The sequence below is a fragment of the Mesorhizobium monacense genome, from assembly GCF_056781675.1.
The window spans coordinates 3,215,248-3,240,174 of the sequence record NZ_CM165567.1 but is presented as its reverse complement, the minus strand read 5'-3'; the positions used below and the strand labels follow the sequence as shown (position 1 = coordinate 3,240,174).

Genomic DNA, 24,927 nt, shown 5'->3' with positions numbered 1-24,927 from the left:
GCCATCTCCCCCACACGGGGGGAGATTGGCAGCTCCGACGCTCCGTCACCTCACACCGGCACTTCCAGCCCGACTTTCACCCGGTCCATGGCGACGAAGGTGCGGAAGCGTTTGACGTTGTTGTTCTCGAAGAACAGCCGCCTGGTCAGCGCCTCGTAGTCGGCCATCGTGGCGACCGTGACGACGAGGATGAAGTCGGCATCTCCCGTGACATAGTAGCATTGCTGCACCTCGGGCACGGCGATGAAGCTGCGCTTGGCGGCGTCGATCAATTCGGCCCGCTCGCTTTCCACCTCCACCTCGACGAACAGCGTGATCGGGTGGCCGAGCTTGGCCGGATCGACCAGCGCGACATTGGCGCGGATGGTGCCGGTCTCCTCCATGCGCCTGATGCGCCGCTGCACGGCCGGCGCCGACAGGTTGACCGCTTCACCGATAACACGCTGCGGCGTCGTGTTGTCCTTTTGCAGGATGGCGAGGATGGCGCGGTCGAAGGCGTCGAGGTTTTGCGAAACGGGCATCGCGACATCCAGACGAAACAAACTTGCAATCAGATGGTCGAAACAGAGCGCAATTCTCATCCGCCTTGCAATAGATTTCAGCCATTCAAGGGAAAAGAACCATGGTGCTGCTCAACTGTCACCCCGAACACCGCCATCCGCTGGTCCCGGCCGATGCGGTATCGCTTGGCGTGGCCGGGGCCACCGAGGCCGAGCGCTTCCTCGGCTTGCGCGAGAACCATGCCGAAACGCCGCTGCATGCCCTGCCGGCGCTGGCGAGCGAGCTCGACATCGGCTCGCTGCACGTCAAGGATGAAGGTTTGCGGCTCGGGCTCGGCAGTTTCAAGGCGCTGGGCGGCTCCTATGCCGTCATCCGGCTGGTGCTGGAGGAGGCTGCAAAACGGCTCGGCCGGAGCGTCGATGTCACGGAAATGGATGAAGCCGGGGTGCGCGCCATTGCCGCCGGCATGACCTTCGTCTGCGCCACGGACGGCAATCACGGCCGCTCGGTGGCGCAGGGCGCCGGCCTGGTCGGCGCCCGCTCGGTGGTCTTCGTCCATTCCGGCGTCAGTGACGAGCGCGTGGCGGCGATCGCCCGCTTTGGCGCCGAGATGGTGCGGGTCGACGGCGGCTATGACCATTCGGTGCGGGAAGCCGCCCGCGTCGCCGCCGAGCGTGGCTGGACGGTTGTCTCCGACACGTCCTGGCCGGGCTATGAGCGCATCCCCGGCCTGGTCATGCAAGGCTACACGGTGATCGTGCGCGAGGCGCTGCGACACCTGCCCAAGCCACCCACCCATGTCTTCCTGCAGGCCGGCGTCGGCGGTTTCGCTGCGGCCATAGCAGGCCATCTCGCCATCGTGCTCGGCGAGGACAGGCCGACGGTGACGGTGGTCGAGCCCGCGCGGGCTTCCTGCATCTACGCCACCGCCGCAGCCGGGCGTCCGGTGAAAATCCCGCATGAGGAGCCGACGGTGATGGCGATGCTCGAATGCTACGAGGCCTCGCCGGTGGCCTGGCGCGTGCTGTCCAGGGTCGGCGATGCCTTCATGACGGTCGAGGAGGAAGACGCAGTAGCGGTGATGAACCGGCTGGCGCGGCCGGCGGGCGACGATCCGGCCATCGTCTCCGGCGAAAGCGGCGGCGCCGGGCTGGCGGGGCTGATCCGTGCCGCGGCATCGCCGGATACGCGAGCAGCCCTCGGCCTCGATGCGGGCTCCCGCGTGCTCGTCGTCAACACCGAGGGCGCCACCGATCCCGGCCGCTATGCCGAGCTGGTCGGCATGGCGCCAAAGGATGTCCTGCTGCAAACTGCATAGGGAGACGACGATGGCCGAGCTCGATCAGGAAAGCCTTCACCGTGACATGACCGCATGGCGGCATGAATTGCACGCCCATCCCGAATTCGGCTTCGAGGAGAAGCGCACCTCCGCCTTCGTCGCGCAAAAGCTGCGCGAATTCGGCCTCGAGGTTGCCGAGGGCATCGGCGGCACCGGCGTCGTCGGCACGCTGACCAAAGGCAGCGGCAACCGCGCGATCGCGCTGCGTGCCGACATGGATGCCTTGCGCATCGCCGAACAGGGCACGATGACCTACCGCTCGCAGGCGCCTGGCACCATGCACGCCTGCGGTCATGACGGGCACACCTCGATGCTGCTCGGTGCTGCCAAGCTGCTGGCCGGCGAAGGCGGCTTCGACGGCACGGTCCGCTTCATCTTCCAGCCGGCCGAGGAATGGGGCAGGGGCGCGCTCGCCATGCTGAACGACGGCCTGCTCGAGCGCTTCCCCTTCGAGGAGATTTTTGGCCTGCACAACATGCCGGGCCTCCCGGTCGGCCATTTCGAGACCCGCGCCGGGCCGATCATGTCGGCCGAGGACAATTTCGAGATCGTGCTGAAAGGCGTCGGCGGCCATGCGGCGCGGCCGCATTCGGGCAGCGAGACGCTGGTCGCCGCCTGCGCTTTGGTCACCGCCCTGCAGACCATCGTCTCGCGCCGGCTGAGCCCGGCCGACATCGGCGTCGTCTCTGTCACCGAGCTGATCACCGACGGCACCCGCAACGCACTGCCGGGCCTCGCCCGCATCCTCGGCGACGCCAGGAGTTTTCGGCCGGAGGTCAGCGCGGCGATCGAAAAGCAGATGCGCAGGATCGCCGAAGGCACGGCGCTGGCGCACAATGTCTCGGCCGAGGTGACCTACACGCGCGAATTCGTGCCGCTGGTCAACGATGCCGCACTGGTCGACGAGGCCTTCGTGGCGGCCAGGAGCGTGATGGAAAACGACGCTGTCGGGGTGGCGGCGGAGCCGATGACCGGCTCGGAAGATTTCGCCCGTTTCCTCGAGCACGTGCCGGGATGCTTCGTCTTCCTCGGCAACGGCAATTCCGCCCCGCTGCACAATCCGGCCTACGACTTCAACGACGAGGGCCTGCTGCACGGCGCCCGTTTTCATGCGGCGGTTGTGCGGCGGCGACTGCCGGGGTGATCTCCTCCCAGCGAGCGAAGGATTGGCAAAGGAAAGCAGGCCCGAATTTCAAATCCGGTCGCCTCGTTTCTTGCCGTGGCTACAAGGTAGGAAATACCAGTGAAGCGTCTTACCTAGTCTCGACCCCGTCGCCGACCTTCTCGATCTCCTGCAGGTAGAAGATCTTGCTTGGCTGCAGATGGTCGACACAGAGCTGCGCCAGCACCCAATTGTCCTTGCGCTTCATCGCCTCGATCATGAACCAGTGGTGCTGGCGCGAGACTTCGAGCTTGTCGCGGTCGGCAAGCGAATTCGCCCGCACCGGCAGGCTGAGCCGCATGTAGTGGTCGATCGACGACACCAGATAGTCGTTGCCGCAGGCCGAGAACATGGTCAGGTGGAAGCGGTCATTGGCCTCATGGATGCCGCGCAGATAATGGGCGTCGACATGGGCGCTATAGACGCGATGGATTTCCATCAGCTCGGCGATCAATGCGTCGCTCGCCGGCAGCGGGATCATCAGCGCCGCCTGCCGCTGCAAGAGTTCGCGCACTTCGTAGATCTGCCGCACCTCGTCCGGTGAAAGCCGCCGCACCATCGCGCCTTTGTTGCGCTCGCGGGTGACGACGCCGAGCTTTTCCAGCTGGTAGAGCGCCTGGCGGATGGTGTGGCGCGAGACCGGGAAGCGGGCGAGCAGGACGTCCTCGACCAGCCGCGTGCCCGGCGCCAGCTTTCCGAAGATGATGTCTTCCTCCAGCGCCTTAACGACGTCAGCTTCCTTGCCGCCATAGTCTGCCATGTTGAGCATTGTGTCGTCCTCGCGCCGTCTTGTGGGCCAATCTAGCCGCAGACCGAGCCTTCCCGCAACTGGAGCAAACGCCCAATATAATCGATAATATGGCGTGCGTAAGCAAAGAGATTGCCTGATTTTGCGCATCTTGTAGAAATCGGAAGCGAGGATTATTGACAATCTTAACCGCGCGCCTATGGTGCGACGTCAGCGGTGGCCCTCGCTCCGGCGACGCGGTCCCGATGTCAGCGCAAATTGAGTCCACAGGTGTCGATTGGTCTATCGCGGCCTCAGAAAGGGAGTGACCAGCTACGGCGACGCGACCTTTTCGCTGTTTTTGCGCAAGGCCTTCATCAAGGCCGCCGGCTACTCCGACGATGCGCTGGACCGGCCGATCGTTGGCGTCGTCAACACGACCAGCGACTACAATCCCTGCCACGGCAACGCGCCGCAGCTGATCGAGGCGGTCAAGCGCGGCGTCATGCTTTCAGGCGCGCTGCCGATGGTGTTCCCGACCATCTCGATCCACGAATCCTTCGCCCACCCGACCAGCATGGTGCTGCGCAATCTGATGGCGATGGACACCGAGGAGATGATCCGGGCGCAGCCGATGGATGCGGTCGTCGTCGTCGGCGGCTGTGACAAGACGTTGCCGGCGCAGATCATGGGCGCGATCAGCGCCGACCTGCCGACGGTCGTGGTTCCGGTCGGGCCGATGGTGGTCGGCCACCACAAGGGCGAGACGCTCGGCGCCTGCACCGACTGCCGCCGGCTCTGGTCGGGGCATCGCGCCGGCGAGATCGACGCTGCCGAGATCGAGCTGGTCAACGGCCGGCTGGCCCCGTCCGTCGGCACCTGCATGGTGATGGGCACCGCCAGCACCATGGCCATCATCGCCGAGACGATTGGCCTCACCGTGCCCTTTGCCGCTTCCATTCCGGCGCCGCTGGCCGAACGGGTTCGTTCGGCCGAAGCGTCGGGCCGGGTCGCCGCCGCGCTTGCCGTCAGCGGCAGGCCGTTTCCCAGCGAACTCGTCGCCCCGGCAGCGCTGCGCAACGCCATGGTCGTCTTGCAGGCGATCGGCGGCTCGACCAACGGCATCATCCACCTTGCCGCGATCGCCGGCCGGGCAGGGCACGCGATCGATCTCGCCGAGTTCGACCGGATCGGCCGCGAGGTGCCGGTGCTGGTCGACCTGAAGCCGTCCGGCGAGCACTACATGGAGCATTTCCACGAGGCGGGCGGCGTGCCGCAGCTGCTCGCCGAACTCACCGGCTTCCTCGATCTCAACGTTCCCGTCATTGGCGGCGGCACGCTGGCCGACAGGGTGATGAAGCGCGAGCACATGCACGACCAGCATGTCATCCGGCCGCTCGGCCGGCCGTTGAAAGCGCAAGGCGCCATGGCCGTGCTGTCGGGCAATCTCTGCCCGCGCGGCGCCGTCATCAAGCATTCGGCGGCGTCGCCGGCGCTGATGCAGCACACCGGCCGCGCCGTGGTCTTCGAATCGGTCGCCGATCTTGCCGAGCGCATCGACGATCCCGATCTCGACGTCGCGGCCGACGATGTGCTGGTGCTGCGCAATGCGGGGCCGAAGGGCGCGCCCGGCATGCCGGAGGCCGGCTACATTCCGATCCCGAAGAAGCTCGCCGCCGAAGGCGTCAAGGACATGGTCCGCCTGTCGGACGCGCGCATGAGCGGCACCGCCTTCGGCACCGTCATCCTGCATGTATCGCCGGAAGCCGCTGCCGGTGGTCCGCTCGCCCTGGTGCGCAACGGCGACCGGATCAAGCTGGACGTCGCCGGGCGGCGGATCGACGTTCTCGTCGACGACGCGGAACTGGTCAGGCGCGCCGCCGCGGCACGGCCCACCGTCGAGCGACCCGAACGCGGCTATGCCCAGCTCTACCACGACCATGTGCTGCAGGCCGACCAGGGCTGCGACTTCGATTTCCTCGTCGCCGGGCCGGCGCACCGCGAGGAGGCCGGCGAATGAACGCAGCACAGCCGATCAGCACAGAACCACGGCTCTGCCTGCCGCCCAATGCGGCGGTGCGGCGCAATGCCAACCGCCTGCCGCCAGGAACCTGCGACACGCACGCCCATGTCTTCGGGCCGGTCGCGCGCTTCCCGCTCGACCCTGGCCGCGGCTACACGCCGTCGCTGGTCACCATCATCGACTACCGCCGGGTCATGGATGCCTATGGCATCGAGCGCGCTGTGCTGGTGCATCCGAGCGTCTACGGCTTCGACAACAGCGTGCTGTTCGAAGCGCTGGAGACGATGCCCGACAGGCTGCGCGGCGTGGCGGTGATTTCGCCCAGGGCGCCGCAGACCCTGTTCGCCTGGGCGCATCGGCTCGGCGTGCGCGGCCTGCGCATCAACCCGCGCAACCCGGCCGGCCTGACGATGAAGGATTTTCCAGGCGTCGCCGAGCGCATCAAGCCGTTTGGCTGGCACATCCAGCTGCAGGTCGATATCGAGGACTTTTCCGATCTGGGCCACGTCGTCGCCGCTGCGGACGTGCCGGTCATCATCGACCATTTCGGTTTCCCCGACCTGGCGCGCGGCCCCGATGGCCGCGCCCTCGCCGAACTGGTCGAACTGGCGGCCGCCGGCCAATGCATGGTCAAGATGTCGGCGCCCTATCGCGTCGCCCCGGATCGCTACGCTGCGCTCAAGCCTTTCGTCGAACGCCTCGTCGAACGCGCACCCGCCTCGCTGATCTGGGCGCTCGACTGGCCGCACACCGAATGCTTCGAGGCGGTGCCCGACGACGACGCCATTCTCGACCTCGTCTGGGATTGGCTGCCTTCGGAGGAATTGCGCCGGCAGGTGCTCGTCGATAACCCGCACCGGCTGTTCTTTGCCGATGGCGAGCCCGATTCAACCAAAGCTGCTGGACCCACAGCATGAAGACCCTGAAAGGCGTCATCGCCGCCACGCCCACGCCGCTCAACGCCGATCTTTCGATCGGCACCGACCGCCTGATCGGCCACTGCCGCTGGCTGCTCGGCGAGGGCGGCTGCGACGGCATCAATTTGCTCGGCACCACCGGCGAGGCGACGTCGTTCTCGGTCGAGCAGCGCATCGCCGCCATGCGGGCGGTGGCGCAATCCGGTATTCCGCTGCGGCGCATGATGGTCGGCACCGGCGCTTCGGCGCTGGCCGACGCGGTGGCGCTGACCAGGGCGGCGCGGGAGCTGGGTTTCGCGGGAGCACTGCTTCTGCCGCCCTTCTATTACAAGGGCATCGAGGGTCAGCTTCCGGCACTGAAGCGCCAGCCGATGCTTGTTTCGCTCGACCAGATGCTGGTCAAGGAGATCCTGATACACCACATCGACACGCTGCGCTTCCTGTTCGGCGAGCTCAGCCTGCGCTCCGCCGCCGTCGGCCGGCTGAGCGATGCGGTGATCGGTGACGACCACGCGCTGCTGTCGATGGTCGCCAGCGATGGAACATCAGTGATCCTGCAAGGCAATCTCCACCCGCGGCTATCCCGGCGAGGTGTTCGACCGGCTGGAGATCTTCTGCGAGCGCGGCCGCATCCTGCTCGAGCGCGACCGGCTGACGCACGACGGCGAACGGTCTGAAGCGGTGACGATCGATCTGGCGGCGAACTACGCCGCATCCTATCGCGACACGATCGCGTGCTTTATCGACGGTCTGGCGGCGGGCCGCATCCTCGAAAACAGCCCCGCCGACAATCTCGGCACGCTGCGCCTCGTCGACGAAGCCTATCGCTGGCGGCGCCCGAGCTGACCTCGTAGTAACGGATTCTTCTCTGCTTTTGTGCACATTGTCCGCGACAGGGTGGACAAAAACCGGGCATGGCAGACGACAAGACACGCAATGAGGAGTTCTGGGCGCTGGCGCTCGAGCGCGCCCATCTCGGCGTCTGGGACTGGGATCTCAAGAGTGGCGCCTGCTATTATTCGCCGATCTGGTCGAAGATGCTCGGCTATGACGAGGGCGAGCTTGCCGACGCGGCCGACCTCTGGCTGCAGTTGACGCATCCCGACGATCGCGAGCGGGCGAAGGCCAGCGGCGACCGCCACATTGCCGGCCTGACCCCCTCTATCGAGACCGAATTGCGCCTCAAGCACAAGGATGGCCACTGGGTCTGGGTGCTGGATCGCGGCGGCATTGTCGAGCACGATGCGGACGACCGGCCCGTCAGGCTGATGGGGGTGCAGACCGACATCACCAGGCAGAAAGAGGCGGAAGCCGCGCTCGAGCAGGTCAATGTCCGCTTCCGGTTGGCGCTCGCCGCCAGCGGCACCGGCATCTGGCACCATGATATCGGCACCCACAAGAGCTATTGGGATGCCCGCACCCGCGAGATTTTTGGTCTTGTCGCCGATACCGACGAGGTGACGGCCGATCTCTGGCACACCTACCTGCATCCGGACGACAAGGTTGCCACCGAGCACGCCCATCAGGTGCCTGTCGGCTCGGATACCGTCATTGCTTCGCAATACCGCATCGTCAAGCGCGACGGCGAAATCCGCCATGTGGAATCCCTGGTGCGCTTCATCGCCACCGGCTCAGCGGGCCAGATCCTCGGCACCGTGCGCGACATCACCGAGGAGAAGAAGCGCGCGCAGGAACTGGCCTATGCCGCCAACCACGATGCGCTGACCGGGCTCTTGAATCGCGCCGCCTTCGACAGGCTGCTGGCCGACCATATCGGCACGGCGCGCCGGCTGCCGCTGGCGGTGTTCTATGTCGATCTCGACTACTTCAAGGCGCTCAACGATTACGCCGGCCATGCCGCCGGCGACCTCGCGTTGAAAAGCGTTGCCGCCGGCATCGTCGGCAGCCTGCCGCCATCCGCGCATGCCGCGCGCCTGGGCGGCGACGAGTTCGCGCTGCTGGTGCCGAATTGCGCAACGAAGCAGGCGGAGCGGCTGGCCGCCGCCATTCTCGCCGCCGTCCGCGACGCCGATCTCGGCACGATGACTTCGCGCAAGCTGGCGGCCAGCGTCGGCATTGCCTTTGTCGCCGACCACAACACCCGCGTGGCCGACGCGCTGGCCTGCGCCGACGACGCCTGCTACGCGGCCAAGGCCGCCGGGCGCAACCGCTTCGCGGTGTTTTCGCCGGAGACGGCGTCGGGCTCCGGCGGCCTCAACGCAGCACGGCTCGCCGCCGACCTGGTCGACGCCATGGAGGACGGCAGGCTGAAGCTGTTCGGCCAGCAGATCCATCTGCTCGGCAAACCCTGGCAGGAGAGCCGCCATGTCGAGGTGCTGGCACGGCTGATCGGGCGCAATGGTCGGATGATCCCGCCGGGCGAATTCATCCCGGTGGCCGAGCGCTTCGGCCTCGCTTCCCGGCTCGACCGCTGGATCATCAGGACGGCGCTTTCGCTGCACGGTCCGGCAATGCGCTCGGGCGCGATTTCGCTCGGCTTTAACCTGTCGGCGCAGACGCTGAGCGACCCGCAGCTGTGGGACTTCGTCGACACCGCCATCGAGCAGACCGGCGCGCCGCATTCGGGCATCGGCTTCGAGATCACCGAGACCGCCGCCGTCACCAATTTCGACGCCGCCGAACAGTTCGTGCGCAAGGCACGCGAGCGCCGCTGCCGCGTCAGCCTCGACGATTTCGGCGCCGGCATGAGCTCGTTCGAATATCTGCGGCGCTTTCCAGTCGACGCCATCAAGATCGACGGCTCCTTCATCGAGAACATCGCCCAGAACAGTTTTGACCGCGAGATCGTCTCGGCGATATCAGGCATTGCCAGAAGCCTCGGCTGCTCCGTGGTGGCCGAGAAGATCGAACAGCAAGCCGCGCTCGAAATCCTCGAAAGCATGGGCGTCGCCTACGGCCAGGGCTTCTTGCTGCACCGGCCGGAGCCGCTGGAAGCGATTGTTTCGCGAGCGACGGCTCCGGTGGTTTTGCCGAAGAGGCGGCAAGCGTAAGCGCTTTTTGTCTGCTTTTTCGAACGTTCCATAGCGCTGACACCGCAACGCGGGGTAGTTGGCGGCGCCTGTTGACTCCTCGTCATTATACATTATATGCAATTGTATATTGAAAAGAGGAAGCGCGGCGATGCAGCCAGTCAGGATCACCAATATGCACTCGGTCAATGGGGCGCCGCCTGCGCGACCTACTGTCTGGGGCCTGTTCGATCCGCGCAGTTCGAGCATCCAGTATGTCGTGTCCGACCCGGCGACCAGGCGCTGCGCCATCGTCGATCCGGTTCTCGACTTCGATGAGAAATCCGGCGCCACGGACACCGGCAATGCCGATGCGATCCTTACCTATGTCACGGACAATGGCCTGACGGTCGAATGGATCCTCGACACCCATCCCCACGCCGATCATTTCTCGGCGGCCTCCTACCTGAAGGCCAGGACGGGCGCGCCGACCGCGATTGGCGCCCGCGTCGTCGATGTCCAGCGTCTCTGGAAAGGCATCTACAACTGGCCCACGCTGCCGGCGGACGGCTCGCAATGGGACCGGCTGTTTGCCGACGGCGATCGCTTCAAGGTCGGCTCGATCGGCGCGCATGTGCTGTTCTCCCCGGGCCACACGCTGGCCTCCATAACCTATGTGATCGGTGACGCGGCCTTCGTGCACGATACGCTGTTCATGCCGGACAGCGGCACGGCGCGGGCCGATTTTCCCGGTGGCAGCGCGAAGGTTCTGTGGGCATCGGTCCAGCGGATTCTTTCGCTGCCGGATGGGACGCGCCTGTTCACCGGCCATGACTACCAGCCGGGCGGCCGCGAGCCGCGCTGGGAAAGCACGGTGGCCGAGCAGAAGCACTCGAACCCGCATATCGCCGGGATCGACGAGGCGGCCTTCGTCGCGCTTCGCCAGGCCCGCGACCGCACGCTGCCGATGCCCAAGCTCATCCTGCACGCCCTGCAGGTGAACTTGCGCGGCGGGTGCCTGCCGGAACCGGAAGACAATGGCCGGCGCTATCTGAAATTTCCGCTCGATGCGCTTGCCGGCACGGCCTGGGGCTGATCATGACGATGCCAGCCAAAGCCGCGATGACTCGCGCCGACATGGAAGACAGGGCAGGAGAGGTCGCCGGCCTGCTGCGGACCCTGTCCCATCCCGCCCGGCTGATGATCGTCTGCACGCTGGTCGAAGGCGAATACTCCGTCGGCCAGCTCGAGGAGGAGCTCGGCATCCACCAGCCGTCGCTGTCGCAGCAGCTCACCGTGCTGCGCGACGCAGGCATCGTCGAGACGCGGCGCGAGGCCAAGCAGATCTTCTATCGCCTGACGGAAGCCAGGGCCGCGCGCCTCGTCGAGGCTCTTTACACGATCTTCTGCGCCGAGGCGGTCACGCCATGACGCATTACTGGGCTGCGCTTCTCGGCGGCATGCTGATCGGCCTTTCGGCCGGCCTGCTGCTGCTCCTCAACGGCCGCGTCGCCGGCATCAGCGGCATTGTCGGCCGGCTGCTGCTGGCGCGCGCCGCGACAAACGCGGCCTTCGTCATCGGCCTGCTTGTCGGCCCGCTGCTGTTCCTGGCCGGCTTCGGCCACTGGCCGTCGGTGACCATCACCGCCTCGCTGCCGATGATCGCCGCCGCCGGCCTGCTGGTCGGGTTCGGCTCGCGCATGGGCTCCGGCTGCACCAGCGGCCATGGCGTTGCCGGTCTCGCCCGCCTGTCGCCGCGCTCCTTCGTTGCCGTGCTGACCTTCCTGTCGGCCGGCGTCGCGACCGTTACCCTGATGAGGATCGCCGGACTGTGAATCTCCAGACATTGCGTTTTCTTGCCGCCCTGGTTTCCGGCGGGGTCTTCGGTTTCGGCCTGTCGCTCTCCGGCATGCTCGATCCCGCCCGCGTAAGGGGCTTCCTCGATGTCGCGGGCGACTGGGACCCGAGCCTCGCCTTCGTGCTCGCCGGGGCCGTCGCGGTGGCGATGCTGGGCACGTTGCTGTCCAGGCGCATGAGGCGGCCGGTCTTCGACCGGGCATTCCATCTGCCGCCGGATACCGGCATCGACCGGCGGCTGGTCCTCGGCTCGGCGCTGTTCGGCATCGGCTGGGGCATCGCCGGTTTCTGCCCCGGCCCCGCACTGGCCAGCCTGACGCTCGGCCTCGCGCCGGTCTTCCTGTTCGTCACCGCCATGGTCGTCGGCATGACTGTGCATGACCGCCTCGTCGCCACCCGGGAGAAGCCATCGCCCGCAGGCATGGCAAGCGCAGTGTGCGCCGTCCGCGATCAGGCGGGCTCCCCGAAACTCCGTTGAGGATCTCGCGCGCGCAGCGTTACGAGCGCCCCTTTCGAGGAGTCATTGGCTGCGAGGTGTTCAAGCGCAATTGTCAGGCAGTCGGCGATCTTGCTGCCGCGCGGGCCTTTTTCGCCTCTCCCTCACCTGCAAGGTGGTATGGCTGGATCAGCACCTCCGCGGGGATGCGCCAGTTCTTGTGAATCCGGTGCGCCATGTCCATCGTCAGCAAGCGCTTCCTGTTCAGGATTTCCGAGGCCCGGGAAGCCGATCCGATGATCTCGGCAAGGGCCAGTTGCTTGAGCCCCGCCATTTCCATGTGGGCGCGAATGGCCGCAACCGGGTCGAGTGTCTCGATCGGGTAGTGCCTGGCCTCATAGGCCTCGATGAGATCGGCCAGCACATCGAAGCGATCGCCATCGGGAGAACCGACCTTGGGCTCGTTCTCGAAGTATCTGGTGATCTCTGCGATGGCCCAATCATAGTCGTCTTCGGTTTTAAGAGGGCGAATGTTTTCCATCACACTGTCTCCGCATCGATCCTGTCGTACTCGGCGTCAGCAGAAAGACCCTTGTCGCCTTCTGGACCAGACATCCCCAGTCGAAGGGGGCGCTGACTGCCTGGTATCAGGTGGTCGACAAGGCCGAGTGGAAGACCCCCGCTGACATCAAGGCCCAATTCGGGGCGAATGTGGATTTCGTGAGCGACAACCGCGCGATCTTCGACATCGCCGGCAACAAATATCGGGTCATCGTGCATGTCAGCTATACCTACAAGCGGGTGCTGATCAAATTCGTCGGCACCCACGATCTGCACGCCTGCATATAGCAAATTCCCAATACGGGAACAATGGGTGAATTCCCAAGGCGGGAAACGGTTGCGGCTTTGGCGGACGCTGTGGGCTTCTGCGACCCTTCCAGCGCGAGCAACACTCGCGCGGAAACTACTTCTTGCGCCGGCCGCCGGCCACCTTCGCCATGCTTAGCGAGCCCTGGGCCTCGCGCATCATCTTCAGCGCTTCGTCCCTGGTCAGCCCGCATTTGCGCGCAAAATAGCTCGCCTCCTCATAGGCTTCCGCCTGGGAGACCGCCGATATGCCGGAAGCTGCCGGCCTGGATTTCTTCTTGGGCATCGCATCGCCAACGCTGAATCATTTTAGTCAGCTAATATAGTATCATTGTTTACCAATGCAAAAGGCGGAGATTGTGATGCCCGATGGCGGGCAGCGCCATCCGGCGGGCCTTGCCGGTGGTCAGCGCCAGGCGGTTCCCGCGCCGCCCGGACCTCCGCCGGACACCGGCACCGGCAGCCCATCCTTGAAGGCCCATTGAAGCGTAATTATATCAATGACTAAGCGTGCGGTGCACGCGAAACGTAGTGCTTTTGTCAAGCTTCATTCATGGAGGTTGTCATGGCAATGAAACTGATGGAAGGAAGAAAGGGCCAGGATTGGATCAATCTGGTCCTTGCGATCTGCCTGTTCATCTCACCCTGGATCATCGGCTTTGCCGCTGAAACCACGCCTGCGTGGAATGCCTGGGTTGCCGGCTTCGTGCTCGGCGCCCTGGCCCTCGCGACGCTTTCGGCGTTCGCCGAATGGGAAGAGTGGGCGAACCTCGTTATCGGGCTTTGGCTGATCGTTTCGCCCTGGCTGCTTGGCTTCATGGCCAGCACCAACACGATGGCGACGCATGTCGTCCTCGGCGTGCTGGTGGTTGCCGCGTCGGCCTGGGCGGTCTGGGACTTCCGCCACCCGCACGCGCATGCGTGAGCGGTGACGGCAGGCTAGGCGGGGCCCGGCGCGGGAGCGGCGGGCTCATTGGACTATCGGGGCACAGGGGCGACCGGTGCGGCTTCACGAATTGCTGCAACCGGAAAGCTTCTCGTGCATTCTTGGGAATGGCCTCGATGCTGCGTTCCGACACCCCGGCAAAATGCTGCTCCTACTGCGGCGGGCGAGACCACGATTACGAGGACTGCCCGAAGCGCAAGGCAGACATCGAGAAGCAGGTGCCGACACCGCGGGAACCGCAGCCGGCCGATGGCAGATCTCCGCTGAACTGAGCGCTTAGTCCCATGCAGTCGGCGCCGCCGGCCACTACCCCCTCAGCGCATGCCCCACCGCATCGGCGAACGAGATATCGCCCTTGATCTCGCGCATCGCCATCGAGGTGATCGTTCGGCGCACGCCGGGCAGGCGGCTGAGCTCTTCGCGCAGCATCCTGTCCAGCGCCATCATGTCGACGGTGACGATCTGCAGCAGATAGTCGGCCTCGCCTGTCGTGGCGTGGCAGCGGCGGATCAGCGGATGTCTTTTCACTGCCGCCTCGAAGGCGTCCGACACCTCGAAGTCAATCGACACCTGGATGAAGGCCTCGATGCCGAAGCCGATGCGCGCCGGGTCGATCTGCGTGGTGTAGCCGCGGATGATGCCGGCGTCCTCCAGCGCCTTGACCCGCTTCCAGCATGGCGTCTTGCTTAAGCCCACCTCGTCGGCGAGCACGGCAAAGGAGATTCGCGCATCGCGCTCCAGCGCCGCGACGATCCTTCGGTCGAGAGCATCCAGCACAGATCGTTCTCCTGATTTTCAAAACAGACGATCATCGTACTCCATTTCCTCTTATTCGGATAACAGAAAGGAACAATGTTCGAGCCGAAAGCGTCTATCATGGCGACCTGAACCGAATGGATGCCCCGAGCCACAGGCCGGGCAGGGGAGAACACCATGCACAAGCCCGATTATCACGCCCGTATCGAAGCGCCGGAGATGCGCGACTATGGCGTCTACCTCAAATGCGACAAGCTTCTGCAATGCCAGAAGCCGCTGGCCGAGATGGTCAACGCCGACGAATTGCAGTTCCAGATCGTGCACCAGGTCGAGGAGCTGTGGATGAAGCTGATCGCCTACACGCTGATCGATGTCCTCGACTATCTGGAGAAACAGGACACCCACCGCATCGTCACGCTGATGGGCAGGGTGCACCGTCTCATGCGCATGATGACGGCGCAGCTCGACCTGCTCGAGACCATGTCGCCCAAGGAGTACCAGCAGATCCGCCTGCAGCTCGGCAATGGCAGCGGCCAGGAATCGCCGGGCTTCAAGCTTCTTTTGCGCCTGCCGCCGGACCTGTGGCGAGCCTTCAAGGCTTCATACCTCGACGGCCGCGGCCTGACGGTCGAGGACGTCTACGATGCCCGGTACGACCATGGCGACTCTTACGTCGTGGCCGAGGCGCTGATCGAGTTCGACGAACTGTTCCAGAAATTCCGCGCCAACCACCTCTACCTCATACACCGTTCGATCGGGCTCGGCTCGAAATCGCTGAAAGGCCGGCCGGTGGAAATGCTGGAAGGCGGCGCCCGCCACCGCTTCTTCCCCGAGCTCTGGGACATACGCTGCGACATGACCGACCGCTGGGGGGCGGAGTACGGCAGGGTGAGGGACTCGATCAGCCACCCGGAGGCGAAGGCGGGGTAGATGCAGCGTCTTCCCTTCTCCCCTTGTGGGAGAAGGTGGCCGAGCGAAGCTCGGTCGGATGAGGGGTGTTGGAAGGATCGCTACGTCTGCGGCGTAAGCGCCTCAAATCCTTCGATGTTTTCTACGCCCCGTTCCTTCCGCCACCCCTCATCCGTCTCGGCGCTGCGCGCCGATCCACCTTCTCCCACAAGGGGAGAAGGAGGCGCCCAACCTTGCCACTCTCCCCATCAAAACTATTTCACCCGTGATGTCGGCACCGTCGCCCTTCGCCCGTCCTTGGGACGCGAACCGCAGCAAACCCGGAGGACATCATGGAAACCGTTCAAGCGCCGTGGCAGACCGCTGCCATCCTCATTGGCCGGCTGATTTTCGCCGGCGCCTTCCTGATGGCGGTGGCCTTCAAATTCATGGATATGGGCGCGACCGCCGGCTACATCGCCAGCGTCGGCTTCCCGTTCCCGCTGTTCCTTGCCTGGTGCGCGGCGATCCTCGAAACGCTTCTGGTCATCGCCTTCCTCACCGGCGCCTTCTTCACGCCGGCCGCTCTCATTGCCGCGGCCTATGTGCTGTTCCTGGCCTTTGCCTTCCACGGGCCGTCGCACTGGGCCGGCAACCAGGCCGAGTTCGGCTCCTTCGTCAACCATTTCACCTTCATCGCCGGCCTGCTGTTTGCCGCGGTGCATGGGGCGGGCAGCGTGCTGGCGTCGAAGCTCGGCAGGGTGTGAGGGCCTCACATCTGGTCGTTGTAAGGTTCCTTCATCTGGCCGACTATGCGCGCCAGTTTTGAGAAGGACGGCATGTCGGCTTCCGGCTGGCACTGGTTGGCGAGTTCCAGCAGCCGGATCGGAAAATTGACGGCATCGCGGCTCGATGCCGACATGCCCCCGGAGCGTTCCTCGCCGGTTTCGCAGGCTTCCGCCTTGCGCAAGGCGATGTCGATCTCCTCGACCGAAAGCAGCCCCTTGCGGACCAGCACCTGGTTGATCGACGCGACGGCCATCAGCAGGCCCTCAAGTTGCAGATTGGCGACGTTCATGGCTCTGTCTCCATTGGTCAGGGTTCAACGCGCGAAGGCCTGATACGATCCGATGGCGGCGCGGATCGACTGCCTGCGGACAATGCGTATCGCGCCTACGCCTCCATCCAGCGTTGGCCATATTCGGCCCATAGCGTCTTGATCTCACGGCCGCCAAGCGGCGGCGTCGAGCGGTCGCCGTAGGAGATGGCGACGGCGCTGAGGTCGTACTGGCCGTCGGCCTGGACGACGAAGCGGATCGCCTCGCCGAGCGGCCTTGAATGGAAGATCGGATCCGCCTGGCCCCTGCCAAGGCTGCGGATGCCCGAAATGGTTGCTGGCAGATGCCGCATCCTGAAGACGGATGCCATGGCAGGTTTGTCCATGCCGCTCTCCCCGAGTCCCCGGCGGAATGATTCCATAGGCGCCGGCTAATGGCCAGACGGCTGGAAAAGCTTGTTGTGAATACCCGGGCCGGCGGGCTGCGGCGACGCGGCGAAACGAGCGCAACGGAGGAAGATAGGAAAAAATACCTTGCCAGGTGACGGCAGCTATGCTAGTATCTTGTCCATGGTGCTGATTTGCGCCAACGACCCGTCGCCGAGGCGGGTTTTTGTTTTCGGCTTCCCTTCGAACGAAAGTGCATCTTGGCCGGTGACGTGACCGTGCATGAGGGCCGTCCGCGCCCCTGGACCTTGGCAACCGCAAAAATGGAACTAGGTACTGCGCTATAGCAACATAGCGGAGATTGTCCAATGAGTACGCGCGATGACCTGATCGCAAGGCACAAGGACGAGATTGGCCGGTTGCACGAAGATATTCAATCCGTGCAGGAACATCCTGACGAGATTCGCGCCATCGATAACGACAAGTGTGTGAACCTCAGTGAGGAAATCATAGCTGACAATCTTAGGAGGATCGCGACGCTTAAAGGGGTCATAGCTCGTGTCGAGGATGACGACTAAGCCACCTTGCGACGCTGCCTGTAGCCGTTAAAATCGACTGAGGACTTTCGCTCAAGGCTTCCCGGCGATGAGTTGGACCTGATCGCCGTTGGTGTTGCGGCGGTTGTCTTCGCGCCATGCTGCTTCCTGAGCGTAGCGGAGGAGATAGACGCCAGCGATATGGTGGTGGTGGCCAAATTCGGCGCGGCGTATGCGGCTGAAATGTTCCTCCGCCATATTGGTGCAAGCGCCGTCAGCTCCCCGACATGATGTGGATTCGCTAGGTCGGCGCTTGCGCCATAATACCGGGCGCGAAGGAACGCGGCCTCGCAGTCAACGGCTCGCCTCTCATCTGCAAGCATCAAGAGACACCCCCATGCCACGCTACGCAACCATCATCACCGACGATGACGGCCAGGACGTCGTCAGTGCCATCGGCGAATTCGAAGCCGCGCCGCAGGCGCGCGTCGGCCGCTTCGAGCAAATTGCCCCGGGCGTGCTGATCGGCATGGTTCGCGGCGGTCCGGTCGATGCTATCGGCGGCTTTGGTTTTCCCCTGGGCTCGCAAGGCGCGGGCGACAGGGCAATCGGCGTCGCCGCGATCCAGAAGGCCAAGGCCGGCCTGGCAAGAGCCGATGCCGTTCAGCCCGAGGCCGCACCGGCGGCGACATCGGCCCCCGCAAAACCCGAGATGGCAAAACCCGAGACGGCCAGGCCCGCGCGCAAAGCCGCAAAAGCCAAGGGGCGCCGGAAGCCCGGCAAGGCCAAGGCGGCGCGTGCAAGGCAGGCGAACACAGTGAAGCGGCAGGCGGGCAGGGCGGGGCTCGACGGGGCGACGCATGGCTGATGCCATGCCGCGTCGGCGCCGCAACGCCAGGGCGCCGGTCAGCCCCGATGCGCCCCGCCCGAAGCGGCCGAAGAAGACACTTGGCGACGATTTCGTGGCTGCCGTGCGCGCCGATTTCAAGACCCATGGCGCCGGCGTCATCGCCGCGGTGCGGGCTGACAAGCCCGACCAGTATCTGAAGATCGTGCTGTCGGTGCTGCCCAAGGATTTGCATGTCAACATCAATGAACTGGACGCACTGAGCGATGACGAGATCCGGAGCCGAATCCGCGGCCTCGAAGCCGTCATCAAGCCTTTCCTCGACAGACCGGGCCTCGACAGACCGGGCCTCGAAAGACTTGGCCTCGAAAAGCCGGGCAGCGCTGAGCGCGGCGCGCAAGGACTATCTGGCGCTGCTGAAGGAGCTGGACCGCAGGCGCCGCGCTAACCAGCTGGCCGCCTACCGGCCCTATCCCCGGCAGGCCGAGTTCCACGCCGCGGGCGCGGCCAACCGCGAGCGCCTGTTCATGGCCGGCAACCAGCTCGGCAAGACCCGGGCCGGCGGCGCGGAATGGGCGATGCACCTCACCGGCCGCTACCCCGACTGGTGGCAGGGCAAGATTTTCGACAGGGCGGTGCGGCTGTGGGCGGCTGGCGTCACCGGCGAAGGCACGCGCGACAACCCGCAGCGCGTGCTGGTCGGCCCGCCGCAGCAACAGGCGGCCTGGGGCACCGGCATGATCCCGGCCGATGCCATCGTCCACACCACCATGGGACGCGGCGCGCCGGGCGCGCTAGACAGCGTCGTGGTGCGCTGGGGCGGCGGCGGCGATGTCCAGGCCGACGAGAGCGTGCTGTCGTTCAAGAGCTACGAAAAGGGCCGCGAAAAATGGCAGGGCGAAACGCTTGACGGCGTCTGGTTCGACGAGGAGCCGCCGCTCGATGTCTATTCCGAAGGCCTGACGCGCACCAACGCGACAGGCGGCATCACCATCGTAACCTTCACACCGCTGCTCGGCATGTCGGATGTGGTGCTGTTGTTTCTGTCGGCGGGTGAAGTGGAGATGCGGGCGGGCAGTAACGTTTGATCCTCGTAAGTTTGCGCTGCCCCTCATCCGCCTGCCGGCACCTTCTCCCCGTATAGTGACGGGGAGAAGGGGGCTTGCCGCAATCTTGGCGCGCCCTGTTTGCGACGCTGGTGATTGGCGAAACCGCCGATGGGAGCGTCCCCTCTCCCCGTCACTATACGGGGAGAGGATGCCGGCAGGCAGGTGAGGGGCGGCGCCGACTCTGGACATGAAAAATCCCGCCCGAACAAGGCCCTACTGCCGCATCCTGAATCAAACTCGGAGAAGGTGCCCATGACCCGTCACGTCACCTTCATGACCATCGACGATGCCGAGCACTACACACCCGGCGAACGCGCCGCGATTGTCGCCGCCTATCTCCCGTGAACGGGGAGAAGGGGCTTGCCAAAACCAATCCGCATATCGCCCACGCCCCCAACATGCCATAGTGAGGACGTCGCGAACCAGCTTTGTTCGCTCCCACCTTCAGGACCGCGATCACGAACGCTGGCCAACGGAGGAAACGAACCATGAAACATGGATCAACAGACCAACACACAGTGAGGGTTGAACCTGCCGCTGGTCAGCGACCGATGAGTCGCCGCGATGCGCTCAAGGCCGCAGGTCTGGCTGGAGCCGCGGCCCTATCAACGGGTGCCGTGTCGGTCTGCGCCGTTGCGGCGTCCGCCAGCCCAATGGAAGACCTGGTTGCGGCCGCCAAAGCAGAAGGGCAGCTTACCGTCATGGGGCTGCCTCACGACTGGTGCGAATACGGCGTCGTGATAGACAGGTTCAAGGCGAGATACGGTCTGGCAATCAACGAACTCCGGCCCAGTGCCAGCTCAGCCGATCAGATTGAGGCGATCAGAGGCAAGGCCGAAGCTCAAACCCCTGACGTAGTCGACGTTGGCATGTCCTTCGCTTCATCGGCAAGGAAGGATGGCTTGTTGCAGCCGTACAAGGTGTCAACGTGGGACACAATTCCGGAAGCGGCCAAGGATGCGCAAGGGTATTGGTATGGCGGCTGTTACGGAGTCCTTGCGTTCGAGATCAACGCTGACCTGGTAGCCAAAATGCCGCGGGATTGGGCGGATCTTGCTGCGCCGGAGTATAGGAACTCGGTCGGCCTCGCCGGCAATATTTCTTCAAATCAGGCGATCCAGAGCGTGTACGCCGCGGGCTTGTCGGCGGCAAAGGGCAACGTCGAAGAAGCCGCTGATCAGGGTCTGAAGTTCTTCGCCAATCTCAATGAAAAGGGCAATTTCGTTCCCATCATCGGTGATGCCAACTCGCTTGCTGACGGCCGCACGCCGATCCTCGTTCGCTGGGATTACCTCGCGCTCGGCGACCGCGACCGCCTTGGAGGGACAACGAGGATCGAAGTCATCAGGCCAAAGACCGGCGTCGTTGCGGGCGCCTATGCCCGGGCGATCAGCGCCAATGCGCCGCATCCAAACGCTGCTCGGCTATGGATGGAGTATCTTTGTTCAGACGAGGCACAGCTCGCCTGGTTGAAAGGCCATTTGCCGATCCGGTTCGCGAACCTCGTGCGCAGTGGCAAGGTCCCTGCCGAATTGCAGGAGCGCCCCCAACAGCTCGACCACAAACAGTACGATGTCGACCCGGTATTTCCGACACTCAAGGACCAGGAGAAGGCGAGAGACATCATAACCAACGGGTGGGACGATATCGTTGGTGTCAAGGTAAAGTGCTTGCCTTCCGAGGAGTACCTTGGCCCGATGTCTTTCAACAGTAGTATGGCTAAGTGAAGCGCTGGCCGCGCTTGACAGCATCGTGGTGCGCTGGGGCGGCGGCGGCGATGTCCAGGCCGACGAGAGCGTGCTGTCGTTCAAGAGCTACGAAAAGGGCCGCGAGAAGTGGCAGGGCGAAACGCTTGACGGCGTCTGGTTCGACGAGGAGCCGCCGCTCGATGTCTACTCCGAAGGCCTGACGCGCACCAACGCGACAGGCGGCATTACGATCGTGACGTTTACGCCGCTGTTGGGCATGTCGGATGTGGTGCTGCTGTTTTTGTCGGCGGGCGAGGTGGAGATGCTGGCGAGGGGTTGACCTTTCGGGACTTGGGCCCGCTTCACGCAACGGCTACGACTCGCAAGCATGGCGCCACGCCTTTGTGCAGCCAGGCGGTGCTCGGAAATGAGCGGTGTCGAATGATGATTGACTCGGGAAAAACTGAAGCGCTGAACTGATCATATTGCCGTTGTGCTCATGGCCGTTATGTATGAGAGGGAGATGAGAACGGGCGGATTCTTCGCTGCGGCGCTGTTCTACTGGCTCTCGTCGAGCGGGTGCTGGGCCCTTGAAGATGTGCCGATCGAAACCCTGACCGTCGAAGCCGAATTCCCGTTCCAGGCCAGTTACACCAGCACCACGGAGTTTGGCTTCGGTTCATTTTGGGCGACCCACGGCAGCACACTGCTTCGAGTAGACGCAGCGGACAATTCGATCACTGAAATCAGCCTCGATGGCGGGACTGCGAAACAGCGCGGCATGGCCGTGGGCGAAGGTGCCGTTTGGGTTCCAGACGTCGGCAAGGGCGTGATCTTCAAGGTTGATCCCGCGACCAACGCTGCAGTCGCGGCATTCTCGGCGCAAATGCTTTCGACACAGGGCACTATCGGTGTAGGCGAGGGTGCGGTCTGGGCAGTCACGGCGGAGAACCTGGAAAAGACGCTGACGCGGCTTAATGCAGGAAACGGTGCGGTCGAAGCGAAAATATCGCTCCCTTCATCTTCGGCTGGTGTGGTCGTAGCCTACGGCAGCGTCTGGGTGACAGGCCCGGTCAAAGGCGAACTCTACCAGATCGACCCCAAGACCAATGCGATCGTGTCGACGACGAAGCTTAACCAGTCTCCAAAAATGCTGACCTCCGGCGCCAATTCGATCTGGGTGGTTAATCTCGGCGATGGCACGGTCCAGCGGATCGATGCACACAATCCCAGGATTCAGGCGACGATCGACACAGGCGCTTTCAGCAACACCGGCGAAATTTCCTTCGGGGGTGGTTATGTCTGGCTATCCATTCCTCGCAGCATCGCGGCATTGCAGATCGATCCGGCGACCAACGCCATTACGCGCCGCTACAAGAGCAAGGCCTCGTTCGGTCTCGTCCGCTACGGATCAGGGTCGCTCTGGGTCTGGATCAAAGCGATCCAACGGCTGGCGCCAGTGAATTAGTCAATGGCGCGCCGCTCTTGGGCATGTCGGATGTGGTGCTGTTGTTTTTGTCGGCGGGTGAAGTGGAGATGAGATCAAGCAGTTGAGCTCAATTCATCTGCGGTTGCGCTGCCCCTCATCCGCCTGCCGGCACCTTCTCCCCGTATAGTGACGGGGAGAAGGGCGCTTGCCGCAATCTTGGCGCGCCCTGTTTGCGACGCTGGTGATTGGCGAAACCGCCGATGAGAGCGCCCCTCTCCCCGTCATTGTACGGGGAGAGGATGCCGGCAGGCAGGTGAGGGGCGGCGCCGACTCTGGACATGAAAAATCCCGCCCGAACAACGCGGTGCCTCCGCTTCCTGAATCACTCCGGAAAGCCCATGACCCGTCACGTCACCTTCATGACCATCGACGATGCCGAGCACTACACACCCGGCGAACGCGCCGCGGTCGTTGCCGCCTATCCCGCGCACGAGCGCGAAGCCAGGGCAAAGGGCATTCCAGTGCTGGGCTCCGGCCGCATCTTTCCGGTGGCCGAGCAACTGGTTGCCTGCGAGCCGTTCCGGCTGCCGCGCTATTGGCCGAGGCTCGGCGCGCTGGATTTCGGCTGGGACCATCCCTCCGCCGCGGTCGAGCTCGCCTGGGATACCGAGGCCGATGTCGTCTATGTCACCAAGGCAGCCCGCGCCGCGCAGCAGACGCCGGCCATGCAGGCGCTGACCCTGAAACCCTGGGGCGAGTGGCTGCCCTTTGCCTGGCCGCGCGACGGCCGCCGCGAAACGCTGGAAGGCGCCGGCGTGGCGCTGGCCAAGCAATATGCCGCGCACGGGCTGAACATGCTGTCGCGCCACGCCCAGTTTGCAGACGGCGCGGTGTCGGTCGAGGCCGGGCTGATGGAGATGCTCGACCGCATGCAGTCCGGCCGCTTCAAGGTGTTTTCGACGCTGCTGCCCTGGTTCGAGGAATTCCGCCTCTACCACCGCAAGGACGGCCAGGTGGTGAAGCTGCGCGATGATCTGATGGCCGCGACCCGCTACGGTGTGATGATGCTGCGGGAGGCAGTGGTGGATCCGGCGGAGTTCAAGGTGGGGCGAAAACGGTCGGCGGGGCAGAGCGATCCGCTGGGGGCGTTCCGGTGAGCGAATTCGTACAGCGCCTGAACAAGGCGACGGCCCAGTACGTCAATATTGGAAATATTGGAAGCCCCGCAGCTTGCTTTCATGCGTGCCCGGCGGCAATAAAGGACAACGCGGCAACACTATAGTCTGGGGGTATTATGGAATCGGAAAACTCATTGCTCGGGTACTTCATTTCCTGGCTGCCATTCCTGATTTATCTCCTGGTTTCGATCTGGCTCACATTCAAGCTCATCCGCGTTCAGCAGGCGATGGTACGGGCGCAAGAAGGCATTCTTGCTAAGCTGACTGACATGGACAACCGCCTGGCCCGAAGGCCAGACACTCTAAGCTGATGCGACCCCTTGCCATTTGAGGGTAATCTGAGAGGGCTAGGACCCAAATGAACCTTTTGGACCTGCCAGGCTCATCGCTGCTGGCGATAAAGCGGCAACGCAATTTGAACGGCGGCGAACTCGAAGCTGTCATCTACCGTTACGCTGACCGCAAATTCTTGGTGACCTCGGTGATGTCGATTCCTGGCTCGTTGTCCCTTGAAGCGGGACAGCCTTCGGTCTTGCCAATCGATGCCAGCGATGAGGACCTTGGTCGTATTGTTTGCGAGCATTTGCTCAGGCACGATACCCGGGAGCCGCCCAATCAGCGCCATGCCAAGCTGACCGACTGGGCCGTGTTCAAGGTATCGGGCGACAGGTCCGTTTCCGGCTTCAACAGCAAGAGCTCGAGAGTGACGGTGCAGACCATCAATCTCATCTTGCAGTTGGAAGCCGCACCCGTCCGCAGTCTTCATGGCGACGTCTGCGTGCAGGTCACCGCTGGGCTCGAGCATGGCGAACTGGGTGCTTCCATACGCAAGGCCTTGCAGGCAGCGGATGCGTTGCGGCAAGCTGGAATAGTCTGATCTCAATGTCGGCGAATTGACCCCATGGAGCAGCGCCTACTCCACGATTTTCCAATACGAATCCTTGCGGATCACCTTGCCGTCACGAAACGTGTAGAAGTCACAACCCCGGACCTCCTTTTTCGCCCTCTCGCGGGTGGTGCCGGTGAGTGTCCATTTCGAGATGCCGGTTTTGGCAGCCGAATCCACGAAATGCTCATCGTTGCCGTAGTGGACATCGGGCAAGCCCTCAAAGCGTGTTGCCAGCGCTTCTCGTACGCTTGTTTTGCCCTCGAAACGAGAACCCCAGGGTTTGCTTCCCCTCGGCATCTCCAGGACGCAATCGTCGGAAAAGCACGCCTTGATGCGATCGAGATCGTGCGCGTTGAAGGCCTCGCATAGCTCGGTCAGTGTCGATCGAATGTCCATTCGCCCGTCCCCGTCCAGTCGCA

31 protein-coding genes and 2 pseudogenes are annotated in these 24,927 nt (G+C 64.0%); 24 read left to right on the top strand and 9 right to left on the bottom strand.

What is annotated here, in order from left to right; translation table 11 throughout:
- Positions 1-50 precede the first annotated feature (50 nt).
- Positions 51-521 (bottom strand): Lrp/AsnC family transcriptional regulator, encoded by a 471-nt coding sequence (locus AC1RUK_RS15715; RefSeq protein ID WP_481834891.1) that lies wholly within the window; start codon positions 519-521, stop codon positions 51-53.
- Positions 522-622: 101 nt separating this feature from the next.
- Here AC1RUK_RS15715 and AC1RUK_RS15710 point away from each other — a divergent pair, with 101 nt between their 5' ends.
- The gene (locus AC1RUK_RS15710; protein ID WP_481834892.1) at positions 623-1,819 is read left to right on the top strand and encodes a diaminopropionate ammonia-lyase; all 1,197 of its coding nucleotides are present in this window, start codon (positions 623-625) and stop codon (positions 1,817-1,819) included.
- A gap of 10 nt (positions 1,820-1,829) precedes the next feature.
- Positions 1,830-2,984, top strand: coding sequence for a M20 aminoacylase family protein (locus AC1RUK_RS15705; RefSeq protein WP_481834893.1), 1,155 nt, complete (start codon positions 1,830-1,832; stop codon positions 2,982-2,984).
- Positions 2,985-3,093: 109 nt separating this feature from the next.
- Here AC1RUK_RS15705 and AC1RUK_RS15700 read toward each other — a convergent pair whose 3' ends face one another.
- On the bottom strand, positions 3,094-3,771 hold the full coding sequence (locus tag AC1RUK_RS15700) for a GntR family transcriptional regulator (RefSeq protein WP_436174252.1): 678 nt from the start codon (positions 3,769-3,771) through the stop codon (positions 3,094-3,096).
- Positions 3,772-4,054: 283 nt separating this feature from the next.
- On the opposite strand from AC1RUK_RS15700, the gene AC1RUK_RS15695 reads away from it, so the two are divergent.
- The 9 genes and pseudogenes from AC1RUK_RS15695 to AC1RUK_RS15655 all read left to right on the top strand — a co-directional run bounded on the left by AC1RUK_RS15695 (position 4,055) and on the right by AC1RUK_RS15655 (position 11,973).
- Positions 4,055-5,749, top strand: coding sequence for an IlvD/Edd family dehydratase (locus tag AC1RUK_RS15695; protein WP_481834894.1), 1,695 nt, complete (start codon positions 4,055-4,057; stop codon positions 5,747-5,749).
- A complete protein-coding gene (locus AC1RUK_RS15690) occupies positions 5,746-6,669 on the top strand; it encodes an amidohydrolase family protein (protein ID WP_481834895.1) in 924 nt (307 codons plus the stop codon). Before AC1RUK_RS15695 ends, AC1RUK_RS15690 begins: the two co-directional genes overlap by 4 nt.
- Positions 6,666-7,346 (top strand): dihydrodipicolinate synthase family protein, encoded by a 681-nt coding sequence (locus tag AC1RUK_RS15685; RefSeq protein ID WP_481834896.1) that lies wholly within the window; start codon positions 6,666-6,668, stop codon positions 7,344-7,346. Before AC1RUK_RS15690 ends, AC1RUK_RS15685 begins: the two co-directional genes overlap by 4 nt.
- A gap of 4 nt (positions 7,347-7,350) precedes the next feature.
- A complete protein-coding gene (locus tag AC1RUK_RS15680; protein ID WP_481834897.1) occupies positions 7,351-7,515 on the top strand; it encodes a hypothetical protein in 165 nt (54 codons plus the stop codon).
- A 68-nt stretch (positions 7,516-7,583) separates the two neighbouring features.
- The gene (locus AC1RUK_RS15675) at positions 7,584-9,680 is read left to right on the top strand and encodes an EAL domain-containing protein (protein ID WP_481834898.1); all 2,097 of its coding nucleotides are present in this window, start codon (positions 7,584-7,586) and stop codon (positions 9,678-9,680) included.
- A gap of 184 nt (positions 9,681-9,864) precedes the next feature.
- A pseudogene (locus tag AC1RUK_RS15670) lies at positions 9,865-10,734 on the top strand (MBL fold metallo-hydrolase); the annotation flags it as partial.
- Between the two features lie 2 nt (positions 10,735-10,736).
- A complete protein-coding gene (gene bigR / locus AC1RUK_RS15665; protein WP_481834899.1) occupies positions 10,737-11,069 on the top strand; it encodes a sulfite-sensing transcriptional repressor BigR in 333 nt (110 codons plus the stop codon).
- The gene (locus AC1RUK_RS15660) at positions 11,066-11,473 is read left to right on the top strand and encodes a YeeE/YedE family protein (protein WP_481834900.1); all 408 of its coding nucleotides are present in this window, start codon (positions 11,066-11,068) and stop codon (positions 11,471-11,473) included. The genes bigR and AC1RUK_RS15660 overlap by 4 nt, the downstream gene beginning before the upstream one ends.
- On the top strand, positions 11,470-11,973 hold the full coding sequence (locus tag AC1RUK_RS15655) for a DUF6691 family protein (RefSeq protein WP_481834901.1): 504 nt from the start codon (positions 11,470-11,472) through the stop codon (positions 11,971-11,973). Before AC1RUK_RS15660 ends, AC1RUK_RS15655 begins: the two co-directional genes overlap by 4 nt.
- 73 nt (positions 11,974-12,046) lie before the next feature.
- On the opposite strand, the gene AC1RUK_RS15650 is transcribed toward AC1RUK_RS15655, so the two are convergent.
- Positions 12,047-12,472: a helix-turn-helix domain-containing protein gene (locus AC1RUK_RS15650; protein WP_481834902.1), complete on the bottom strand. Its 426-nt coding sequence runs from the start codon at positions 12,470-12,472 to the stop codon at positions 12,047-12,049.
- A 14-nt stretch (positions 12,473-12,486) separates the two neighbouring features.
- Between AC1RUK_RS15650 and AC1RUK_RS15645 the strand changes: the two genes are divergently transcribed.
- Positions 12,487-12,780: a type II toxin-antitoxin system HigB family toxin gene (locus AC1RUK_RS15645; RefSeq protein WP_481839488.1), complete on the top strand. Its 294-nt coding sequence runs from the start codon at positions 12,487-12,489 to the stop codon at positions 12,778-12,780.
- Between the two features lie 115 nt (positions 12,781-12,895).
- Here AC1RUK_RS15645 and AC1RUK_RS15640 read toward each other — a convergent pair whose 3' ends face one another.
- The gene (locus AC1RUK_RS15640) at positions 12,896-13,084 is read right to left on the bottom strand and encodes a hypothetical protein (protein ID WP_481834903.1); all 189 of its coding nucleotides are present in this window, start codon (positions 13,082-13,084) and stop codon (positions 12,896-12,898) included.
- Between the two features lie 279 nt (positions 13,085-13,363).
- On the opposite strand from AC1RUK_RS15640, the gene AC1RUK_RS15635 reads away from it, so the two are divergent.
- On the top strand, positions 13,364-13,723 hold the full coding sequence (locus AC1RUK_RS15635) for an SPW repeat protein (protein ID WP_436174268.1): 360 nt from the start codon (positions 13,364-13,366) through the stop codon (positions 13,721-13,723).
- Positions 13,724-14,050: 327 nt separating this feature from the next.
- Here AC1RUK_RS15635 and AC1RUK_RS15630 read toward each other — a convergent pair whose 3' ends face one another.
- Positions 14,051-14,521, bottom strand: coding sequence for an Lrp/AsnC family transcriptional regulator (locus tag AC1RUK_RS15630; RefSeq protein ID WP_481834904.1), 471 nt, complete (start codon positions 14,519-14,521; stop codon positions 14,051-14,053).
- A gap of 156 nt (positions 14,522-14,677) precedes the next feature.
- On the opposite strand from AC1RUK_RS15630, the gene AC1RUK_RS15625 reads away from it, so the two are divergent.
- Both AC1RUK_RS15625 and AC1RUK_RS15620 read left to right on the top strand, forming a co-directional pair.
- On the top strand, positions 14,678-15,430 hold the full coding sequence (locus AC1RUK_RS15625) for a tryptophan 2,3-dioxygenase family protein (RefSeq protein ID WP_481834905.1): 753 nt from the start codon (positions 14,678-14,680) through the stop codon (positions 15,428-15,430).
- Positions 15,431-15,741: 311 nt separating this feature from the next.
- Positions 15,742-16,155 (top strand): DoxX family protein, encoded by a 414-nt coding sequence (locus AC1RUK_RS15620; protein ID WP_481834906.1) that lies wholly within the window; start codon positions 15,742-15,744, stop codon positions 16,153-16,155.
- A 5-nt stretch (positions 16,156-16,160) separates the two neighbouring features.
- Here AC1RUK_RS15620 and AC1RUK_RS15615 read toward each other — a convergent pair whose 3' ends face one another.
- Both AC1RUK_RS15615 and AC1RUK_RS15610 read right to left on the bottom strand, forming a co-directional pair.
- Positions 16,161-16,466, bottom strand: a complete 306-nt coding sequence (locus tag AC1RUK_RS15615; RefSeq protein ID WP_481840293.1) for a hypothetical protein — start codon at positions 16,464-16,466, stop codon at positions 16,161-16,163.
- A 95-nt stretch (positions 16,467-16,561) separates the two neighbouring features.
- Positions 16,562-16,831, bottom strand: coding sequence for a hypothetical protein (locus AC1RUK_RS15610; RefSeq protein WP_481834907.1), 270 nt, complete (start codon positions 16,829-16,831; stop codon positions 16,562-16,564).
- A gap of 369 nt (positions 16,832-17,200) precedes the next feature.
- Here AC1RUK_RS15610 and AC1RUK_RS15605 point away from each other — a divergent pair, with 369 nt between their 5' ends.
- Entirely contained in the window at positions 17,201-17,410 is a 210-nt protein-coding gene (locus AC1RUK_RS15605; RefSeq protein WP_481834908.1) for a hypothetical protein, read from the top strand.
- Positions 17,411-17,461: 51 nt separating this feature from the next.
- Here AC1RUK_RS15605 and AC1RUK_RS15600 read toward each other — a convergent pair whose 3' ends face one another.
- Positions 17,462-17,626 (bottom strand): transposase, encoded by a 165-nt coding sequence (locus AC1RUK_RS15600; protein ID WP_481834909.1) that lies wholly within the window; start codon positions 17,624-17,626, stop codon positions 17,462-17,464.
- Positions 17,627-17,765: 139 nt separating this feature from the next.
- On the opposite strand from AC1RUK_RS15600, the gene AC1RUK_RS15595 reads away from it, so the two are divergent.
- From AC1RUK_RS15595 to AC1RUK_RS15560, 8 genes and pseudogenes are all read left to right on the top strand, one after another.
- On the top strand, positions 17,766-18,236 hold the full coding sequence (locus AC1RUK_RS15595; protein ID WP_481834910.1) for a hypothetical protein: 471 nt from the start codon (positions 17,766-17,768) through the stop codon (positions 18,234-18,236).
- The gene (locus AC1RUK_RS15590) at positions 18,229-18,663 is read left to right on the top strand and encodes a hypothetical protein (RefSeq protein WP_481834911.1); all 435 of its coding nucleotides are present in this window, start codon (positions 18,229-18,231) and stop codon (positions 18,661-18,663) included. The genes AC1RUK_RS15595 and AC1RUK_RS15590 overlap by 8 nt, the downstream gene beginning before the upstream one ends.
- A pseudogene (locus tag AC1RUK_RS15585) lies at positions 18,575-19,261 on the top strand (terminase large subunit domain-containing protein); the annotation flags it as partial. The gene AC1RUK_RS15590 and the pseudogene AC1RUK_RS15585, both read left to right, overlap by 89 nt.
- 614 nt (positions 19,262-19,875) lie before the next feature.
- Positions 19,876-21,051, top strand: a complete 1,176-nt coding sequence (locus AC1RUK_RS15580) for an ABC transporter substrate-binding protein (protein WP_481834912.1) — start codon at positions 19,876-19,878, stop codon at positions 21,049-21,051.
- 25 nt (positions 21,052-21,076) lie between these two features.
- Positions 21,077-21,352: a terminase large subunit domain-containing protein gene (locus AC1RUK_RS15575; RefSeq protein ID WP_481834913.1), complete on the top strand. Its 276-nt coding sequence runs from the start codon at positions 21,077-21,079 to the stop codon at positions 21,350-21,352.
- 183 nt (positions 21,353-21,535) lie between these two features.
- Complete coding sequence (locus AC1RUK_RS15570; protein WP_481834914.1) at positions 21,536-22,480, top strand: Vgb family protein; 945 nt, start codon at positions 21,536-21,538, stop codon at positions 22,478-22,480.
- 359 nt (positions 22,481-22,839) lie between these two features.
- Positions 22,840-23,598 carry a phage terminase large subunit family protein gene (locus AC1RUK_RS15565; RefSeq protein ID WP_481834915.1) on the top strand — a complete coding sequence of 253 codons (759 nt, stop codon included), beginning with the start codon at positions 22,840-22,842 and terminating at the stop codon, positions 23,596-23,598.
- A gap of 379 nt (positions 23,599-23,977) precedes the next feature.
- Complete coding sequence (locus AC1RUK_RS15560) at positions 23,978-24,496, top strand: hypothetical protein (protein ID WP_481834917.1); 519 nt, start codon at positions 23,978-23,980, stop codon at positions 24,494-24,496.
- A 36-nt stretch (positions 24,497-24,532) separates the two neighbouring features.
- Here the strand turns inward: AC1RUK_RS15560 and AC1RUK_RS15555 are convergent, their stop codons facing one another.
- Entirely contained in the window at positions 24,533-24,904 is a 372-nt protein-coding gene (locus tag AC1RUK_RS15555; RefSeq protein WP_481834918.1) for a nuclear transport factor 2 family protein, read from the bottom strand.
- Between the last annotated feature and the right edge of the window lie 23 nt (positions 24,905-24,927).